Consider the following 18,392-nt stretch of genomic DNA (forward strand, 5'->3'; position numbering starts at 1 on the left):
GGATTCCCTTCACGGCCCACCCACGCCACCACCACTGAGATGCACCCCAATGCGGCATTCGGTGCATGCGACGCACCCAATGCGGCGTTCGGTGCGTCAGACGCACCCAATGCCACATTGGGGCGCGAGCCCCGCCCACCTACGACACCGCAGCCGCTGCACCCAACCAGCGAGGCACCCAGCCCCTCCCCCACACCCCGATACGAAGCCGCCCTGCGGTTCGGGGGTGCTTGTCAAGGCATCTTTCCCGCCTTGACAAGCACCCCCGAACCGTCAGCACAATCAACCTTCGGGGTGCCCCACGCAACCACCGCAGCAATGTCGCCGCCAGGCGACGAGCCACCCCCCGGAAAACCTAAAACACCCCCGCCGCCAACTCCCGGTAAACCCTCACCACCTCATCGTCATAAACCTGCAACCGCACCCCCGGCAACGCAGGATGCATCTGGTACTTCTCCGTAATCACCTGCACCACAACATGATCCGCCCCAGCCGCCCGATGCTCCTCCAACCGAGCAGCGACCGCGGAAACATCCCCCACCGCCACCAGATCGTCGATCAACCGATCAGACCCAGCCAAATCCTCATCGGTATACCCCAGCCGCCGCAAATTGCTGGTGTAATTCACCAACCCCAAATAAGGATTCTCCACCCGCCCCCGAGCCACCTCACGCCCCCGAACCACATCCGAGGTCACCACAACCTTCTGCTCCGGCGCGACAAAACCAGAAGCACCCAACGCCGCCCGAGCTACCCGAGTATGCCGAGGCGGAACCAGATACGGCACCACCCCGCCAGCCCGCTCCGCGGCCAGTTCCAGCATCTTCGGCCCCAACGCGGCCAGCACTCGCCCAGAAACCGGCACCCCGCCGGCATCCAGCGCATCGAGGAACCGCTGAACCGCGTCCATCGGCCGCTCATACCCCTGAGACTGCTCCCGATGCCCAGCCCCGATCCCGAGCACAAACCGCCCGGGGAACCTCGAAGCCACCCGCTGATACGAGCGAGCCAGCACCGCCGGATCCCCCGACCACACATTGACGATGCTCGACCCCACCACCAACGACTCGGTAGCCGCCAGCAACTCGTCAATCCCGGCCAGATCCACCCCGGGACCGCCGAGCCACAACCCCGAATACCCCAGCTGCTCGATCTCGGCAGCCATCGCCGGAGTCGTCAACGCCCCGACCTGCCACACGCCGTATCCGCGCAATCCGATCTTCATGAAACCCACCGTGCCGACCAAAAAATGGACCAGCAAGTCCAAAAAGAGCGCACAAAGAAGGGCTCCCCGGCAACCAAAGCCGGAGAGCCCTTCCCAGAGAGCGATCAGCCAGTCACGCCGTCCTGCTCAGCCGCCTTGGCGACCGCGGCCGCCACCTCGGGCGCGACCCGCGGGTCCAGCGGGCTGGGCACGATCCGGTCCCGGCCGAGATCGTCCGAAGCCACCGCCACGATCGCGTCCGCGGCGGCCAGCTTCATGTTCTCCGTGATCGCCCGCGCCCCAGCGTCCAGGGCACCGCGGAACACGCCGGGGAACGCCAGCACGTTGTTGATCTGGTTCGGGAAGTCGCTCCGGCCGGTCGCGACGATCGCGGCGTGCTGTGCGGCGACCGCCGGGTGCACCTCCGGGTCCGGATTGGACAGCGCGAACACGATCGAATCGTCCGCCATCGTCGACAGCAACGACGGGTCGATCGTCGCCCCGGACAGTCCGAGGAAGACGTCCGCCCCGCGCAGCGCCTCGGCGAGACCGCCGGTGAGCCCTGCCTTGTTCGTGGTCTCCACCAGCTGCCGCTTGATCGGGTTCAGGTCGTCGCGCCCGGCGTGCACGATGCCGCGCGAGTCGAGCACCGTCACGTCCGCGACCCCGGCCGCGAGCAGGATCTTCGCGCAGGCCACCCCAGCCGCGCCCGCCCCGGAGACCACGACCCGCTCGCCGGCGATGTCGCGGTCGAGCACCAGGTTCGCCCCGCGCAGAGCGGCGAGGGTGACGATCGCGGTGCCGTGCTGGTCGTCGTGCATGACCGGGCAGTCCAGCGCCTCCTTGAGCTTGTCCTCCAGCTCGAAGCAGCGCGGCGCGGAAATGTCCTCGAGGTTGACCGCGCCGAACGACGGGCGCAGCCGCACCAGGGTCTCGACGATCTCGTCGACGTCGGTGGTGTCGAGCACCAGCGGGATCGAATCCAGCCCGCCGAAGGTCTTGAAGAGGACCGATTTCCCCTCCATGACCGGCAGCGACGCGCTCGCGCCGATGTCCCCGAGGCCGAGCACCGCGGTGCCGTCGCTGACCACTGCCACGAGCCGGTCCGCCCAGGTGTACCGCTTCGCCTTGGCCGCGTCCTCGGCGATCGCGCGGCTCACCTTCGCCACGCCGGGCGTGTAGGCGATCGAGAGGTCGCGCGGGTCGGAGATCGGCCGGGTCGCCGCCACGGAGAGCTTGCCGCCCTCGTGCCCGGTGAAGATCTCGGCGTCGGTCACGGCCGCGACGGTGCTGGCCTGGTCGGTCATCGGGGTTCCTGTCGTGGGAATGACGGAAGCGGGCGGATGGGTCTGGGTCATCGAACGTACTCCTGGGACTGCGAGCGGGGGACCACCTGGTCGACGGGCGAACACGCCCGTCGCGTGTGGGAACTCGTCCTCCGGACGGCAGCCCAGCGCGGTAGCGCCGGCCTGTCGGCGAGGCGTCTGCACGGCCATCCGATCCGTGGGGTGTGGCGATGGCCGCCGACGCTGCGGTCCGTCAATCATGACAGGCCCCCGGCCGGCCCCGACCCCTCGGTGCGGCTCATGTCACAGATTCGCGATTCCCAAGACGTCCGTCCGGTTTCGGAAGCAGTTCCGTTCCGGGTCCGGAAAACGCACTCGATAGGGTGGCGGGCATGGACTTCCGCCCGCTCAAGGTCTCCGGCGCTTTCGAGTTCGTCCCGCGTGTCTTCCCCGACGAACGCGGACTGTTCGTCGCACCGTTCCAGGAGGAAGCGATCGTCCGCGCGGCCGGGCATCCGCTGCGCGTCGCGCAGACGAACCACAGCGTTTCCCGCGCGGGCTCGATCCGCGGCGTGCACTTCGCCGACACCCCGCCCGGACAGGCGAAATACGTCTACTGCCCGATCGGCTCGCTGCTGGACGTGGTGGTGGACCTGCGCGTCGGCTCGCCGACGTTCGGCGAATGGGATTCGGTGCGGCTCGACGCGGCCGAGTTCCACGCGGTGTACGTGGCCGAAGGAATCGGGCACGCCTTCATCGCGCTGGAAGACGACACCGTGATGTCGTACCTCTGCTCGGAGCCGTACGCACCGGCGCGCGAGCACGGCATCAGCCCGCTCGACCCGGCGCTCGGCCTGCCCTGGCCCGCCGGACTGCCGCCGATTGTGTCCGAAAAGGACAAAGCAGCGCCGACCCTGGCCGAAGCGCTCGACCAGGGCCTGCTGCCGTCCTACGCCGATTGTGTGGCGTACTACGAAAAGCTGCGGTCAGCGCACCGCTAGGCGCGTACGCCGTCCTCGGCGATGACCCGTTCGATATTGCGCTCGGCCAGCGCGGTGATCGTCACGAACGGGTTCACGCCGGTGCTGCCCGGAATCAGCGAACCGTCCATGACGTACAGGTTCCGGTACCCCTTGACGCGCCCGTAGTCGTCGGTCGCCTCGCCGAGCACCAATCCGCCGAGCGGGTGGTAGGTGAAGCGGTTCTCGAACGCCCGCGTGTCGCCGAAGAGGTCGTAGCGGTAGATCGTGGAGTTCGCCTTGTTGATCCGGTCGAACAGCGATTTCGCCGCGTCGATCGACGGCTGCCCCTGATCCGGCGACCACTGCAGTTTCGCCGAATCGCTCGCGGCGTCGTAGGTGAAGTGGCCGCGTTCGGGATTCTTGGTGATCGCCAGGTACAGGCTCGCCCACGTCTCGAGCCCGGCGGGCACCGGCGCGATCTCGGCGAACACCGGATGCGTCGGGTTGTCCCAGTCGTCGATGCCGAGCGCGGGCATTCCCGCTTCGAGGCTGCCGGTCGTGTCCCACACGTGGTTGGCGCGGCCGAGCATCACGTTGCCGTTGGTGCCCCAGCCCTGTCCGACAGCCTCGGACAGCCGCGGCAGCCGTCCGGTGTCGCGGGCGCGCACCAGCAGTTCGGTCGAGCCGAGGCTGCCCGCGCCGAGGAACAGGTACTTCGTGGACAAGTGCTTGGTGGAAAGCACATTTCCGAGCGCGTCGGACTCGCGCACCACGAGCGTGTACGTGCCGTCCTGCTGCTGAATGATCTCGCGGACCTCGTGCAGCGTCTGGATCGTCACGTGCCCGGTGCCGAGCGCGGCGGCGAGATACGTCTTGTCCAGCGAGCGTTTGCCGTGGTTGTTGCCGTAGATGACCTCGGACGCGAGCGCCGAGCGTTCGACCGTGCCCGCCTCTTCCTTCTTCAGGTAGTCGAAGTCGTAGACGCTCGGCACGAACGTCGTCTTCAGCCCGGTTTTCTGCGCGGCTTTCCGGGAAACGCGCGCGAACTGATACGACTTGCAGGTCTCGAACCAGGCCTCGTCGATGTGGTTCACGCCAAGGCCCGCGTTGGCGCGCGGGTAGTACTTGCCATACATCTCGTCTGCGTTCACCCGCGGCAGGATTTCCTCGAAGTACGAACGCTTCGGCTGCACCGCCATCGCGCCGTTCACCAGCGATCCGCCGCCGACGCCGCGTCCGACGTACACCGACATCCCGCCGTAGTTCACCCGGTCAAGCACTCCGGCGTACGGATCGATGTCGTGGTTCGCGACGTCCAGCCACAGGAACGACGCGAGCGGCGCTTCCGTGCGCTTCTTGAACCACATCGACCGCCGGTCCGGCTTCAGCATGTCGCAGAAGACCTTGCCGTCCGGACCCGGTTCGTTCCACAGCTGGCCCATTTCGAGCATCACCGTGGGCACGCCCGCCTCGCCGAGCCGCAACGCGGTGACCGCCGCGCCGTAGCCGGTGCCGATAACCACAGCGGGCGAATACTCCGGCAGCGGCGCAACGGTCGCGGCACGCGCGGTCGTCGCCGAAATGCTGGTCAGTCCGAGGGCCGCGGCGGAGTTCAGCGCGGCGAGGCCGAGAAATCGGCGACGGTTGAGGGAGGCCATGCCCGGCATGCTGACGTGGCGCGGAGCACCCTGGCAAGGCTAAAACGAACGCTATTCGCATTTGCCCAGTAAACGGTGTTAAGTTTCACTCGGCCGGGGTAACGGGAAGTACAGGTTTCGCCGGTCAGGCGGCTTTCCGGGGCGTGACCCACACCGTGATCGTCGCGGTGACCACCTCGGTCCCGCGCGAGTCCACGATCCGCACCGGAACCGGAAGATCGAATCCCTCGGGACCGAACTCGGGAAGCTCCGGCAATTCGGCGATCGCGCGCAGCCCCGTTCCGGCCTTCGCGACGTAACTCACTTCCATGCCCTTGGGCAGCCACCGGTGCGTAGCCGGAACAGTGGCCTCGGCCAGCATGCCCATCGCGATCTCGGCGAGATTGCAGGCGGCGATCGCGTGGAAGGTCCGGATGTGGTTGTGCACACCCCACCACTTCGGCGCGGTCACCGAACAGTGCCCGGGCCGGATCTCCCGGATGGTCGGCAGCACGGTGCCGAAGTAGGGCACGCGCAGGCACATCGCGGCGGAAAACAGCTGCTTGCCGCCCGGTTTGGCGGCCAGCTTGCGCCACAGCCCGTACGTCGACGGCGTACCCATCGGCACCTCCCAGGTGAAGTTACTCACCAGTAGCCTCGCACACTACGAACCTGCCGGGCAAACCCGCCCCGGCTATATTCGGCCGCGTGGCACATCGGCTCTTTCTTCTCCGGCACGGCCAGACCGAATGGTCGTCGAACGGCAAGCACACCGGGCGCACCGACATCCCGCTGACCCCGGCGGGCGAGGAACAGGCGCGCGCGGCGGGCGGCACCCTGCGGACCTTGCTCGGCGGGCCCGGGCTGGTGCTCTCCAGCCCCCGCGGCCGCGCGCTGCGCACCGCGGAACTCGCCGGCCTGCGCGTGGACGAGGTCACCGACGACCTGGCCGAATGGGACTACGGCGACTACGAAGGCGTCACCACGCCGGCGATCCGGGAGACGGTTCCGGACTGGACGGTCTGGACCCACCCCGTCCCCGGCGGCGAAAGCGCCGACGACGTGCAGGCCCGCGCGGACAAGGTGCTCGACCGCGCCCGGCGCGAGATCGAGAACGGCGACGTCGTCCTCGTCGGACACGGGCACTTCAGCCGTGTGCTCGTCGCGCGCTGGCTCGGCCTTCCCGGCACCGCGGGTGTCCACTTCGGACTGGACCCGGCCGGTCTCGCGGTGCTCGGCGACGAGCGCGGCGAACCGCAGATCGAGCACCTGAACCTGCTGCCCGCCTTGGAGGGATGAAGTGACCGACCCCCGCGTACGGCGGATCCGGCCGGAAGACGTCGACGCCGTCGTGGAACTCGTCTACGCACTGGCCGAGTACGAACGCGCGCCGCAGGAATGCCATCTCACCTCCGAGCAGCTGCATGGCGCGCTGTTCGGCGAGGCTCCGGCGCTGTTCGGCCACGTGGCCGAAGTGGACGGTGAAATCGCCGGATTCACCTTGTGGTTCTTGAACTTCTCCACCTGGCGCGGCACGCACGGGATCTATCTGGAAGACCTCTACGTACGCGAGGAACAGCGCGGTTCGGGGCTCGGCAAGGTGTTGCTGGCGACGCTGGCCGCGGAGTGCGTCGACAAGGGCTACCACCGGCTGGAGTGGTCGGTGCTGAACTGGAACCCGGCGGTCGGGTTCTACCGGGCGCTCGGGGCATTGCCGCAGGACGAGTGGTCGGTGTATCGGCTGACCGACGAGCCGTTGAAGGTGCTGGCCAAGGAGGCGTGAGTCGTGAGTGCTGATCGCGGTTAGAACCGCGATCAGCACTCACGAGCTTTACGGCGTCGGCAACGGCAGCCCCGGCAGGCTCTGGTCCCGCGGCACGATCCCGTCCACCAGATAGTCGTCGACGACCTTGTCCACCGCCTGGTTCCCGCCGATCCCGTAGATGCCGTGGTCGCCTTCCCCGGTGACGGTCAGCATCCGCGAGTTCTGGAACGCCGCGTGGGCCCGCCGCGCACCCTCGATCGGCGTGGCCGGGTCGTGCTCGGACTGGACGATCACCACCGGCGGCACGCCTTTGCCGTTCAGCACCGGCATCGGCCGCGGCTGGCCCGGCCAGAACGCGCAGACCTGCAGCCCCATCCACAACGAACTGTGCAGGGTCACGCCCCGGTCGAGGTATTCCTGCGACCGGCGGATCAGCGATCGCCGATCGCCCTTCCACGGCCCGTCATTGCACAGGGTGGTGATCAACGTGGACACCATCGCGTCATCCGCACCGGCCTGGGCCGCTACGCCCATCGGACCGGCCTTCTTCGCCTCCGCCAACGTCTTGCCGAGCGCCGCGCGAGCGTTGTCCTTGACCTCCGCCGAAGACCGCGCGTCGGTCAGCGTTTTGACCCGGACCAGCACGGAGGCGATCGCCGGGAACTGGCTCTTCGCCTTGAGCGCGCCGACGAGGAAGGAGTCCAGCGCCACCGCCCCGAGCTTCGTGCCGTTCACCTCGACCGGCTCGCGAGTCAGCGCGTAGCGGACGCTCTCATAGGTCTGCCGGGCCGCTTCGCCACTGGCGCCGAAGTGGAACTTCGCGTCGTAGCGAGCCAGCCACGGCAGGAAATCCTGCCGCCAGCGGCGTTCGTAACCCGCTGGCTGGAAGTCGAACGACTGCTGCCAGCTGCCGGTGAACTGGGTCGAGGAATCCAGCACGAACCGGCCGGTGTGCCGCGGGAACTGCTGGGCGTAGTGCGCGCCGAGCCAGGTGCCCGCCGAGTACCCGATCCAGTTGATCCGCTCGCGGCCGAGCAGGGTGCGCAGCAGGTCCAGGTCCCGGACGTTCTGGAAGGTGCTGACCAGCTCTCCCAGCTCGCCCGCGGCCTGGTGGCAGGCGGTCGCCACGTACTGGACCGCGTCGACGATCTGGTTCAGATTGCGCGGATCGCGGTCGCGCGGGTCGAGATCGGCTCCGGTGCTGGACGCGCCCCCGCAGGTGACGGTGGCGCTGCGGCCGGTGCCGCGGGTGTCGATGCCGATGATTTCCTGGTGCTCGCGCAGTTTCTTCTGACCCCGCAGCAGCACCGGGAACCAGCGGCCCGCGGCGCCGGGTCCGCCCGGGTTGGTGAGCACCGACGCCGTCGTGGCGCCGGTCGACTTGAGCCTGCTGATCGCGATGGTGAGGTACTGCCCGTCGTCCGGACGGTCCCAGTCCCGGGGCGTGCGGTAGGCGGCGCATTCGAGCCCCGAGATATCGGTGCCTGGTGGCAGGTCGGCCAGCTCGCCCGGCGCGCAGGCGTGCCAGTCCAGCGTCTGCCCGGTGTAGCGGGCCGGGATCGTGGCGGTGCCCGCGGCTGCCGGCAGTGCCCCGGCAAGCAGCCCGCACACCACTGCGGTGGTGGTCACGACGAGACGCAGTCTCCTCATGGGTTCCCCTCTTCGGAATTCGGGTGAATTCGGTTGCGCAGTCCCGATTCCATCGGCTGAGGGGTGCCGCTACCAGTGCCGCCGCGTCACCTGTCCGCTATGACGTGACGTCACTGTCGCTCAATCCTGTTCGCGCCGCTCCCGCTCGGCACGCCGTCCCGCGAGACCGCCGCGTTCGGCCGCCTCTTCCTCGGTCTCGTCGTCGTGCATTCCGAGCGCCCACGCCCGCGACGGGCGGCGGAACAGCAGCACCAGCGCCGCCAGCCCGCACAACCCGATCGGCACGCCCCACAGCGGCTGCCCGGACGGCCCGAGCAGGTACCAGCCGACCCCGATCAGCAGCAGCGCCACGACGACGCCGGGCGAGCGTGCCCACGTCTGGCCGAGCAGCAGCCCGACGGAGGCGGCGAGGAAGATCAGCGCCAGTACCGCGTAGGTGCCGAACTCGGCCCACACGTTGTTGCCCGGGATCGGCGGGTTCCGCAGCCCGTGCACCAGCAGCACCACGCCGAAGACCAGCAGGCCGAGGCCGGGCAGTCCGGTCAGGACGCCGGCGAGGCGGACCTCGAACGGGGTGGGCGGCGGGTTCTCGGGATGCGACACGGGCGCGGCCCTTTCAGCTGCTGTGCGGGAACCTTGCGGAGGAGCTTTGCCGGGGCACAGCCACCCGACCAGCGCGAGTCACCGTGCGTGAGCACTACTGATCGTATGCCACCCGGTCGGCCGTTTTCCGGGGCGGCGGCCGCGGAGAAAATCGGGGTAGTCGTCGATGAGCGGGCGGTCGGCCCGGGTGCACTTGTCACGACGCGCGGAGTTTTCGCCGTCTGCAGAGGAGGACCGCCCGCCACAGGGTCGCCACAGGTCACCGAGCCGGGACGGCGCGCGCAAGCGGCTGAGCTTCGCGTCACCATGTGGCGCTGGAGGTACGTCCGCCGGGCGAAAAGCACTTACCCTGCGGTAGTGCGCGCCATCCTCGTCGTGAACCCCCAGGCCACCTCGACCACCGCGGGTGGCCGGGACGTGCTGGCGCACGCGCTGGCCAGCCAGGTGAAGCTCGACGTCGTCGAAACCGATTACCGCGGGCACGCGCTCGCGGTGGCCCGTTCGGCGGCTCGCGACGGTTTCGACCTGGTCGTGGCGCACGGCGGCGACGGCACGGTCAACGAGGTCGTCAACGGTCTCCTCGCCGATTCCGCGGGCGCTCCCGGACGCTCCGGGTCCGTGCCGATGCTCGGCGTCGTGCCGGGCGGCTCGGCCAACGTCTTCGCCCGCGCGGCCGGCCTTCCCGCCGATCCGGTCGAGGCGACCCACCAACTGCTCACCGCGCTGGAAACCGAACGGACCCGGCGGATCGGCCTCGGACTGGCCGACGGGCACTGGTTCACCTTCAACGCGGGCCTCGGCTGGGACGCCGACGTCGTCGGCCGCGTCGCGAAACGACGCGGCAAGCAAACCAGCGCCAGCCTCTATCTGCGTGCCGCGGTGCGCTCCTACTTCCGTCCTCCGCTCGGTCGGCCGACGCTGACCGTCCGGATCCCGGGCGAGGAACCGGCCGAGGCGGTGACCGCGTTCGTGTCGAACACCGATCCGTGGACTTACCTCGGGGAACGTCCGGTCCACCTCAACTCCGGCTGCTCGTTCGAGACCGGATTGGGCTTGTTCGCGTTGAACGGTCTGCGATTGCCCACCGTGTTCACGCATGTACGGCAAGCTCTGCTCACGGAGAGCGATCAGCACGGCCGCCGTCTGCTCCGCCGCGACGATGTGCCGCTGATCCGCATCGACGCAGCTGAACCGGTCAACTTCCAGGTCGACGGGGACCTCGTCGGGCAACGCACCCGGGTCGAGTTCCAGAGCGTCCCGGATGCACTCACCGTAGTCGGATAGCCGAGTGACCGCTGATCGCCCGCGGCAAAGTGCGTTCTGCCGCTCGGCGACGCAAACCCTCCGTTCACCGCACCGGCCTTCCGGCGAGCGGAGCTTTTCAGAACGAAACCGCAGGTCAGAGGCATAGCTCGGCCGGGTGAGCTGACTCACCGATCTTGTCGAAACCCTTGTCGAACGCGGTGCTTCGTGAAAGCATTCACAAGCACCCAAAAACACGACCGCCACTACTGTGGCGCGGCCCTCCCGCGTCACTGTGAAGGAGCTCACGAACATGGACTGGCGCCACGACGCGGCCTGCCGAGACGAGGACCCCGAGCTGTTCTTCCCGGTGGGAACCAGCGGTCCGGCTCTGTTGCAGGTCTCCGAGGCGAAGGCCGTGTGCCACCGCTGCCCCGCGGCTTCCGACTGCCTGGCCTGGGCTCTGGCCAGCGGCCAGGACGCAGGCGTCTGGGGCGGAATGAGCGAAGACGAGCGACGCGCGCTCAAGCGCCGCCGTACGCACATCGGCACGCGTACCACCGCCTGAGTCTTTTCGACTCAGCTGCAGCACCCAGAATCGCAAGCACCACCACTTCGGACCGGACTTTCGCCCGGCGGGCATTCGCGTGCCCGTGCCGCACATGGCGACACATACCCGGTTCGAGCGTAACAACCGAGGTCGGCCACCCCGCATCCGGGTACCGCCTCGCCAAGGACTATCCCAGTCCTCCCGCGGAACGTTGAACGGGCCGGTACCGCCAAGCTTCACTGGTACCGGCCCTTCAACGCGTCTGGGGTCCGATGTGGACTCCTCAGCCTTCCCGTGCCCAGCGCACGTACCGCATCTTCGCGGTGAACCCGGCACGCTCGAAGACTCGGGGAGCACCGGACGCGCTCGCCGAATCGACGACGAGGCTGGCTTGGTCGTATCCGTGCTCGGCGGCGGCCCGCAGCGCGTGGGCGATGACCGCGCTGGCAAGGCCGCGTTTCCGGTAGCCGGGAATGGTGCCGATCACCATGAAGTGCGCGTCGCGAACGCCGGTCACCTCGGTGTCGGCGGCCCAGGACAGCGTCAGCACGAGACTCGCCGGAGTGCCGGTTGCCTTGTCCCGCAGCAGGAAACTGATCTCGGGCTGAACATTGTGGTTGGTGAACTTGTTCTGCCACGCGGACGAGTCCAGCGGCGGTGCGGCCCAGTGGTCCTGAAAGGACTCGTTGCGGACGAGCCGGAACTCCTCGTCGATGTCCCGTGTCCACTGCCGCACCTGGAATCCGGCCGGGATCGCCGCTTCGCCGACTGTCCCGAGTGGATGTTCCATGCGCTGGAAGTAACGGGCGGGCGAAAATCCTTGCGCGGCAAAGAGTTCTTTCGTCCCGGCGATGTGCTCGGCCTTGTGGATGTCGATGGCGAGCTTCAGCGTCGGGTGGTGCAGTTCGTGCACCGTCTTCGCCCCGGCGATCCCGGCTTCCACCAGCCTGGCGCCGATCCCCTGGCGGCGATAGTCCGGATGGACACCGCCGTCGAGGAAAACCCGGTGGACCTCGTCGGGGTTCTGCTTGTACCGGGTCTTCACGTAGCCGACCATGCGGTCGCCGTCGAACGCGGCGAGGCTCGCGCGTTCGAGATCGGAGAACGGGTCGTTCAGTTCTTGGAGAGTGTCGGCGGCGGTGTAGTTCTCGCCGATCCGGTCGGCCGTTTCGATGGCGTTGAGCAGATCGGCCGAGGACTGGGCGTCCGCTTTCGTGAGCGGCCGCCACACAAGGGCAGGCATACGCCGGACAGTAATCCGGCGCGAACAGGCTGTCGCCGGATTTTCTAGAGCCGCCGGGACAACGGAATCCGCAGTGCCGCCTCGGTACCCGGTACGCGATTGCCCGCCTCGTCGGTCCGGACCTGACGCAGCGAGAGCGACCCGCGCAGCTCCGACTCCACCAGGGTTCGCACGATCTGCAGGCCGAGCCCGTCGCTGCGTTCCAGCGAGAACCCGGACGGCAGGCCCCGGCCGTTGTCCCGGATCAGGATGTCCAGCCAGCGCGCCGACCGCTCCACGATCAGCTCGACCTTGCCCGGCCGTCCCTGCGGGAACGCGTGCTCGATCGCGTTCTGCACGAGTTCGGCGAGCACCATCACCAGCGGCGTCGCGATCTCGGCCACGACCACGCCGAACGAGCCCTTGCGGGTGAGCCCGACCTGCGATTCCGCCGTGGCGACCTCGCCGACCATCGGGAGCACGTTGTCGAGCAGCTTGTCCAGGTCCACGCGCTCGTCGACGGAGATCGACAGCGCCTCGTGCACCATCGCGATCGACGACACCCGGCGCACCGATTCGCCCAGCGCGAGCCGGGCCTCCTCGCTCGTGGTGCGCCGCGATTGCAGCCGCAGCAGCGCGGCCACGGTCTGCAGGTTGTTCTTCACCCGGTGGTGAATCTCGCGGATCGTGGCGTCCTTCGACATCAGCGCGCGGTCGCGGCGCTTGACCTCGGTGACGTCGCGGACCAGCACCAACGCGCCCGCGGGCTGTCCGGCCGGACGCAGCGGCAGCGCACGGAACAGCACGACCGCGCCGCGCTTCGAGTCGGCCTCGGTGCGCGTGGACGGCTTGCCGTCGAGGGCCTCGATGATCCGATGCGACACCTCGGTGGCGTCGAACGGGTCGCGGATCAGCGACCGGGTGAGAGGGGCCAGCCGCTGCCCGACGAGGTCGGATTCGTGCCCCATCCGGTGGTAGGCGGACAGGCCGTTGGGGCTGGCGAACACGACGGTGCCGGCCTGGTCGAGCCGGACGAGACCGTCGCCGACGCGCGGGCTGGTGTGCGTGTCGGTCTGGTTGCCGCCGGCGGGCGGGAAGGTGCCGTCCACGATCATCTGGCACAGGTCGCCCGCGCTGCCGAGGTACGCGATCTCCAGCGGGCTCGGCACGCGCGGCGCGGCGAGGTTGGTCTCGCGGCTCAGCACGGCGATCACCTCGCCGCCGAAGCTCACCGGCACCGCTTCGCGGCGCATCGGCAGGTCGCGGTACCAATGCGGGTCTTCCTCGCGGCAGATCTTGACCTCGCGCATGGCCTTGGCCAGCTGCGGGTGCTCGTCCACGGTGAACCGGGTGCCGACGACGTCCTCGGGATGCGCGGTGGGCGCGGTGGTCGGCCGGGCGTGCGCGACGCACACGAAATCGCCGCCGTCGGGCTGGTGCTCGGCGGACACCGGGACCCACAGCAGGAAGTCGGCGAACGAAAGGTCGGCCAGCAACTGCCACTCCGCGACGACGGTCTGCAGGTGGTCGGCCGCTTCGCCGGGGAGGCCGGTGTTCTCGGCGAGCAGGTCGGAAAGGGTCGACACGGCTACCGGCCGCCCTCGAATGCGGTGGGTTCGTTCATGCCTGCGCACCTCCTGAGTTCATCCAACCAGAGCGTAGGCGCGGGTGCCGCCGAGGAGCCCGGCGGCCGCATGACACACTGGAACGGTTGACCCGTTCCCGGTCGGTGTGTCGAACCCCGCCCCGGGACATTCAGCGGACACCCGAGGAGAGAACATGTCGAAGCGCGCCCGCAAGCGTCGCGACCGCAAGAAGAACGGCGCCAACCACGGCAAGAAGCCCAACGCCTGAGTCCGCGCCCGGACGTGACACGGCCCCCGCACCGGATCGGTACGGGGGCCGTTGTCGTGTGGTGGTCAGTCGCTGGTGGTGCGCTGTTCCACGGTGATCTCGGTGCGCTCCACGGTGACACCGCCCTGGGTGGCGACGGTCTGCCGGATGGAGGCGCGCAGCCTGCTCTTCAGCTCCGCCGGGGCGAGGTCGCCGCCGCACTTGCGGGCGAGCAGGTGCTTGATCTGCTCGTCGATGCCGTACTCCTCGAGGCACGGCGGGCAGTCCTCGATGTGCCTGCGCAGTTCCGCGTCCCGCTCCGGACTGCATTCGCGATCCAGCAGCAGGTAGATCTCCGCGAGCGCGTCCTCGCAGGGCATCTTCTCCGCGGGCACGTCTTCCGAGCTCATCGTTTCGCCACCTCCTCGCGGTTCCCCCGGATGAAGCCGCGCTCGCGCGCGACGTCGGCCAGCAGGTCGCGCAGCTGGGCGCGGCCGCGGTGCAGCCTGGACATCACGGTGCCGATCGGAGTGTCCATGATCTCGGCGATCTCCTTGTACGCGAAGCCCTCGACGTCGGCGAGGTAGACCGCGAGCCGGAACTCCTCGGGCAGCTTCTGCAGAGCGGCCTTGACGTCGGTGTCCGGGAGGTTGTCCATCGCCTCGACCTCGGCCGAGCGAAGGCCGCTCGAGGTGTGGCTTTCCGCACGGGCGATCTGCCAGTCGCTGATCTCGTCCGTCGGCTGCTGCACCGGCTGCCGCTGACGCTTGCGGTAGCCGTTGATGTAGGTGTTGGTGAGGATGCGGTACATCCACGCCTTGAGGTTCGTGCCCGCCTTGAAGGACGCGAACGCCGCGTACGCCTTCAGGTAGGTCTCCTGGACCAGGTCCTCGGCGTCGGACGGGTTGCGGGTCATCCGCATCGCGGCCGCGTATAGCTGGTCGAGCAGGGGCATCGCGTCGCGCTCGAAGCGCTCGGCGAGCTCCAGTTCGTCGGCCGCCGTCTCCGGCGCGGAGTTGGGGGTGCTCGGCAAACCGTTCCCTTCCCGTTCGGCGTCGATGCGCGTCTGCGCATACGGCAGCACCGAGTTTACGCGGGGATTCGGAAAGCCGGTCCCGGGACGGCTCCTTGCGGGGCGGGGGGTGGCGAGCGTGGTGGTCACGCTCTCTTCAACAGAGTGTGCCGACCAGGCATTCCCGAGCTGTTTCGTAGACTCGCCGCCATGGCGGGCAAGGGCACTCCGGCGACGGCGCTGCTGCAAAAGCAGAAGGTGGCGCACACCGTGCACACCTACGACCACGATCCCCGGGCGGAGTCGTTCGGCCTGGAGGCGGTGGAAGCGCTGGGCCTGGAGCCCGGCCGGGTGTTCAAAACGCTGGTCGCGGACGTGGACGGGAAGCTGGTCGTCGGCGTGGTGCCGGTCACCGGCCAGCTGGACCTGAAGGCTCTCGCCGCGGCGGCCGGGGGCAAAAAGGCGAAGATGGCCGACCCGGCCGCGGCGCAGCGAGCGACCGGCTACGTGCTCGGCGGAATTTCCCCGCTCGGCCACCGGAGCCGCCTGCCCGTGGTCCTGGACGGCTCGGCGCTGGACCACCCGACGATGTTCTGCTCCGGCGGCCGGCGCGGGCTCGAAGTGGAGCTGGACCCGGCCGAACTGGTCCGGCTGACCGGCGCGGTCGTGGCCGGGATCGCGGCGGGTTAAGCGGCTTCCAGCACGAAGAACAGGAAGCAGAGGAAAGCTTCCTTGCCCTGCATTTCCTCGGGGAACTTCTCCTTCGCGCCCTCGGCCGGATACGGCTCGCTGACCACTGAAATCCGGAAACCGGCTTTGGCGAAGTCGTCCGTCATCGCGTGCAACGGACGGTGCCAGTACGCGAGCACGCCCTTTTGCCCGTTGAAGGTGTACTCCTCGGACCATTGTTCGACGGCGAAGTAGTTGCCCTCGGGGTGGATGAATTTGTAGAGGAGCGGGTGGTTGACGGCCAGGATCAGCCGTCCGCCGGGCCGGATGATCCGCCGCAGCTCGGCCAGCGGCGCGGTCCAGTCCTCCAGGTAGTGCAGCACCAGAGCCGCGACGACGTCGTCGAACCGCTGGTCGGCGTAGGGAAGCGGCTGGCTGATGTCGGCGACCCGGAGGTCCGCGTCCTCGCCGAGCCTTTTCCGGGCGAGCTCCACCATGGTGGCGCTGAAATCGAACCCGCTCACGTGCGCGCCGCGGTCCCGCAGCGAGGCGGACAGCGGTCCGGCGCCGCAGCCCGCGTCGAGGATCTTCCGGCCTGCCACGTCACCGGCGAGGTCGAGAATCGCGGGGCGCGTGTAGTAGGCGTTGATGAGACTGTGCTCGGTTTCGATCGCGTACGCCTCGCCGAACGTGTCGTAGTCGTTGGCAGTCATGGGATCCACCCTGGCACGGGCGCGCTTTCCCGGACCGGCAGCCGAGCGCGCACCGTAGTGCCCGAGTCCGGCCCGCTGACGATGGTCAACCGGCCGCCGACCGTGTCCGCGCGATCGTGCAATCCGGCCGGACGGGAATCCGGAGGGAAGCCCCGGCCGTTGTCGCGGATTTCGAGGCACAACTCCCCTGCCTGGAGCGAAAGCCGGATAGTCGCCTGCGTGGCCTGGGCGTGTTTGAGCATGTTGGCCAGCGCCTCGGAGACGATGAAGTAAGCGGCTTCCTCAAGGTCGACCGGGAACCGCGTCGTCCGCACCTCCGGATCGGCGTCGACCTCGACCGGAACCGGCATCCGGCGCGCACGGGATTCCACCGCGGTCGCCAAGCCCTGATCGGTCAGCTCGGCCGGGTGAATGTGGTGCGCCGCCTCGCGGACTTCCTCGACGACGCGGCACAGCGCCTCCTGCGCCTCGCCGAGTGCCGGATCGACCTGGCCGGGATCGCGCCGGAGCTGGTTGCGGGCAAGCCGAAGCGAGGTCAGCAGGACGATCAGCTCCTGCTGGATGCCGTCGTGCAGCCGTCGCTGGATCCGCCGCCGCTCGCTGTTCTGGGCGTGCACGATGCGGGCTCGCGACGCCTCCAGCTCACTGGCCTGGCGTTCGATCTGCTCCAGCCGGGCCAGGAGTTCGGCGGAAAGCCTGGCGTTGCGCACCGCCAGCGCGCTCTGCCGGGCGAGAGTGGCGACCAGTTCCTCGTCCGCGGCGGTGAACTCGCCCTCGGTTTTGGCACCGCATTCGAGCACGCCGAGGTCGTCGCCACTGTGCCGGAGGACGACTTCCAGCCGAGCAGTCGCACTTGGCTCGCCCGCGATCGCGACGACCGGCTTCGGCGACCGCAGGCGCACCCGTGCCCAGCTCAGGTCCAAGACCTCGCGCAGCCCGCCGGCCAGCTGATCGGCGAGCGCCGGCAGGTCGAATGCCTGCTCCAGCGTCCCGCCGAAGTGCACCAGGAGTTCGTAGCTGCTCGGGCGACGTCCGAACACCCGGCGAGCGGCGGCGCGGGAAAGCCGAGTCCGGATCGGCAGAACCGCCAAGGTCGCGGCAACGGTGACCAGCAGCGCGGGCCAGAGCGAGAGGAAACGGCTCGCGGCGAGGCTCAACCCGGCCACCACGCCGATGTACCACAACGCGATGAGCAGCCAGAGCAACCGGTACCGGGTCGAACGCCGGACCTCGACGCCGAGCATCCGGTAGCGAAAAGCCGCCACCGCCAGCGCGACCGGAACGGCCATCGTCGCCACCAAGACGAGGATCGGCGTGAGCTGCCCCGGCCCCAGCCTGCTCGCGGTGACCAGCGGCACCAGCACCGTCGCGCCGACGAGCACCGCCATTCCCAGCAGCCAGCGCAGGAGACGCCGTTGTGCCCTCGGCAGTTGGAAATACCTTGCGGCCAGCAGAATCGGTCCCAGCACGAGAAGCCACAGGCCCACCGGAATCGGGCTCACCGGAAGCGGTCCGCCCGCGTAGGTGAGCACCAGCGCGAACGGCACCACCAGCCACAGCGAACGCAGCACCGCCTTCTCGTAGACGAACCGGTAGCGCCCGTCCGGCAGCAACCCCACCAGCCGCACCACCGCCACGATGAGAACGGCCGCGATCCCGCCGATCAGCACTCGCCACATCCGGGGCAGCTGAACGAAATCGAACGCATTGCCCTCCGCCGCGGCGAGGAACGCGACTGCCGCCAGCATCGCGAACAGCACGCCGGTGGCCAGCGCCTGCCGCGCGACCGGATGCTGGGGCGCAAGCCGCCACGCGAAAACCCCGACCAGCCAGCTCGGCAGCGGCCCAGCGACCGCGACCGCCACCGTGAGCGAACTGTCCAGCACGGTCAGCGCCGCGACCACCGACCAGAGCACACAGATCGCGCCGAGCAGCGCGGACCCGCGGAGCAACCACCGCATGTTCCCTCCCCAGTGTCCACCATGGTCGCCGGGCCCGCCGCTAGAAGCAAACCTCCACCGGGAGGCCAGGCCTGCCGGATGTT

19 protein-coding genes are annotated in these 18,392 nt (G+C 68.8%); 7 read left to right on the forward strand and 12 right to left on the reverse strand.

Annotation, left to right across the window (positions count from 1 at the left end; translation table 11 throughout):
• Positions 1-355 precede the first annotated feature (355 nt).
• Both L3Q65_RS28930 and L3Q65_RS28935 read right to left on the reverse strand, forming a co-directional pair.
• Positions 356-1,225: a TIGR03620 family F420-dependent LLM class oxidoreductase gene (locus tag L3Q65_RS28930; protein ID WP_182890026.1), complete on the reverse strand. Its 870-nt coding sequence runs from the start codon at positions 1,223-1,225 to the stop codon at positions 356-358.
• 104 nt (positions 1,226-1,329) lie between these two features.
• Positions 1,330-2,511, reverse strand: coding sequence for an NADP-dependent malic enzyme (locus tag L3Q65_RS28935; RefSeq protein WP_182890025.1), 1,182 nt, complete (start codon positions 2,509-2,511; stop codon positions 1,330-1,332).
• A gap of 371 nt (positions 2,512-2,882) precedes the next feature.
• Here L3Q65_RS28935 and L3Q65_RS28940 point away from each other — a divergent pair, with 371 nt between their 5' ends.
• Complete coding sequence (locus tag L3Q65_RS28940) at positions 2,883-3,491, forward strand: dTDP-4-dehydrorhamnose 3,5-epimerase family protein (protein WP_182890024.1); 609 nt, start codon at positions 2,883-2,885, stop codon at positions 3,489-3,491.
• Here the strand turns inward: L3Q65_RS28940 and L3Q65_RS28945 are convergent.
• Positions 3,488-5,110 (reverse strand): GMC oxidoreductase, encoded by a 1,623-nt coding sequence (locus tag L3Q65_RS28945; protein WP_182890023.1) that lies wholly within the window; start codon positions 5,108-5,110, stop codon positions 3,488-3,490. The two genes, L3Q65_RS28940 and L3Q65_RS28945, sit on opposite strands and share 4 nt — an antisense overlap.
• A gap of 124 nt (positions 5,111-5,234) precedes the next feature.
• Positions 5,235-5,711, reverse strand: a complete 477-nt coding sequence (locus tag L3Q65_RS28950) for a hotdog fold domain-containing protein (protein ID WP_182890263.1) — start codon at positions 5,709-5,711, stop codon at positions 5,235-5,237.
• 86 nt (positions 5,712-5,797) lie between these two features.
• Here L3Q65_RS28950 and L3Q65_RS28955 point away from each other — a divergent pair, with 86 nt between their 5' ends.
• Together L3Q65_RS28955 and L3Q65_RS28960 are read left to right on the forward strand one after the other, a co-directional pair.
• The gene (locus L3Q65_RS28955; RefSeq protein WP_182890022.1) at positions 5,798-6,388 is read left to right on the forward strand and encodes an acid phosphatase; all 591 of its coding nucleotides are present in this window, start codon (positions 5,798-5,800) and stop codon (positions 6,386-6,388) included.
• A gap of 1 nt (position 6,389) precedes the next feature.
• Entirely contained in the window at positions 6,390-6,872 is a 483-nt protein-coding gene (locus tag L3Q65_RS28960; RefSeq protein ID WP_009082938.1) for a GNAT family N-acetyltransferase, read from the forward strand.
• A 48-nt stretch (positions 6,873-6,920) separates the two neighbouring features.
• Here L3Q65_RS28960 and L3Q65_RS28965 read toward each other — a convergent pair whose 3' ends face one another.
• Together L3Q65_RS28965 and L3Q65_RS28970 are read right to left on the reverse strand one after the other, a co-directional pair.
• Positions 6,921-8,504: an alpha/beta hydrolase gene (locus L3Q65_RS28965; protein ID WP_237597173.1), complete on the reverse strand. Its 1,584-nt coding sequence runs from the start codon at positions 8,502-8,504 to the stop codon at positions 6,921-6,923.
• 120 nt (positions 8,505-8,624) lie between these two features.
• Positions 8,625-9,107, reverse strand: a complete 483-nt coding sequence (locus tag L3Q65_RS28970) for a hypothetical protein (protein WP_182890019.1) — start codon at positions 9,105-9,107, stop codon at positions 8,625-8,627.
• A gap of 357 nt (positions 9,108-9,464) precedes the next feature.
• Between L3Q65_RS28970 and L3Q65_RS28975 the strand changes: the two genes are divergently transcribed.
• Together L3Q65_RS28975 and L3Q65_RS28980 are read left to right on the forward strand one after the other, a co-directional pair.
• Complete coding sequence (locus L3Q65_RS28975; RefSeq protein ID WP_182890018.1) at positions 9,465-10,391, forward strand: diacylglycerol kinase family protein; 927 nt, start codon at positions 9,465-9,467, stop codon at positions 10,389-10,391.
• 271 nt (positions 10,392-10,662) lie between these two features.
• Positions 10,663-10,917 (forward strand): WhiB family transcriptional regulator, encoded by a 255-nt coding sequence (locus L3Q65_RS28980; RefSeq protein ID WP_009082948.1) that lies wholly within the window; start codon positions 10,663-10,665, stop codon positions 10,915-10,917.
• A gap of 265 nt (positions 10,918-11,182) precedes the next feature.
• Here L3Q65_RS28980 and L3Q65_RS28985 read toward each other — a convergent pair whose 3' ends face one another.
• Both L3Q65_RS28985 and L3Q65_RS28990 read right to left on the reverse strand, forming a co-directional pair.
• Complete coding sequence (locus tag L3Q65_RS28985; protein WP_182890017.1) at positions 11,183-12,142, reverse strand: GNAT family N-acetyltransferase; 960 nt, start codon at positions 12,140-12,142, stop codon at positions 11,183-11,185.
• 44 nt (positions 12,143-12,186) lie between these two features.
• Positions 12,187-13,707, reverse strand: a complete 1,521-nt coding sequence (locus L3Q65_RS28990; protein ID WP_182890016.1) for a sensor histidine kinase — start codon at positions 13,705-13,707, stop codon at positions 12,187-12,189.
• 193 nt (positions 13,708-13,900) lie between these two features.
• Between L3Q65_RS28990 and L3Q65_RS47695 the strand changes: the two genes are divergently transcribed.
• A complete protein-coding gene (locus tag L3Q65_RS47695; protein WP_098515123.1) occupies positions 13,901-13,975 on the forward strand; it encodes a 50S ribosomal protein bL37 in 75 nt (24 codons plus the stop codon).
• A gap of 65 nt (positions 13,976-14,040) precedes the next feature.
• On the opposite strand, the gene rsrA is transcribed toward L3Q65_RS47695, so the two are convergent.
• Both rsrA and L3Q65_RS29000 read right to left on the reverse strand, forming a co-directional pair.
• Positions 14,041-14,364: a mycothiol system anti-sigma-R factor gene (gene rsrA, locus L3Q65_RS28995; RefSeq protein WP_067576056.1), complete on the reverse strand. Its 324-nt coding sequence runs from the start codon at positions 14,362-14,364 to the stop codon at positions 14,041-14,043.
• A complete protein-coding gene (locus L3Q65_RS29000; protein ID WP_037355674.1) occupies positions 14,361-14,987 on the reverse strand; it encodes a sigma-70 family RNA polymerase sigma factor in 627 nt (208 codons plus the stop codon). Before L3Q65_RS29000 ends, rsrA begins: the two co-directional genes overlap by 4 nt.
• Before the next feature lie 189 nt (positions 14,988-15,176).
• On the opposite strand from L3Q65_RS29000, the gene ybaK reads away from it, so the two are divergent.
• Positions 15,177-15,656, forward strand: a complete 480-nt coding sequence (gene ybaK / locus L3Q65_RS29005) for a Cys-tRNA(Pro) deacylase (protein ID WP_037816530.1) — start codon at positions 15,177-15,179, stop codon at positions 15,654-15,656.
• On the opposite strand, the gene L3Q65_RS29010 is transcribed toward ybaK, so the two are convergent.
• Together L3Q65_RS29010 and L3Q65_RS29015 are read right to left on the reverse strand one after the other, a co-directional pair.
• Positions 15,653-16,348, reverse strand: a complete 696-nt coding sequence (locus tag L3Q65_RS29010) for a class I SAM-dependent methyltransferase (protein WP_182890015.1) — start codon at positions 16,346-16,348, stop codon at positions 15,653-15,655. The two genes, ybaK and L3Q65_RS29010, sit on opposite strands and share 4 nt — an antisense overlap.
• Positions 16,345-18,309 carry a sensor histidine kinase gene (locus L3Q65_RS29015; protein ID WP_182890014.1) on the reverse strand — a complete coding sequence of 655 codons (1,965 nt, stop codon included), beginning with the start codon at positions 18,307-18,309 and terminating at the stop codon, positions 16,345-16,347. Before L3Q65_RS29015 ends, L3Q65_RS29010 begins: the two co-directional genes overlap by 4 nt.
• Positions 18,310-18,392: the final 83 nt, after the last annotated feature.

The sequence above is a fragment of the Amycolatopsis sp. FU40 genome, assembly GCF_021903635.1.
In the GTDB taxonomy this organism is placed as follows: domain Bacteria; phylum Actinomycetota; class Actinomycetes; order Mycobacteriales; family Pseudonocardiaceae; genus Amycolatopsis; species Amycolatopsis dendrobii.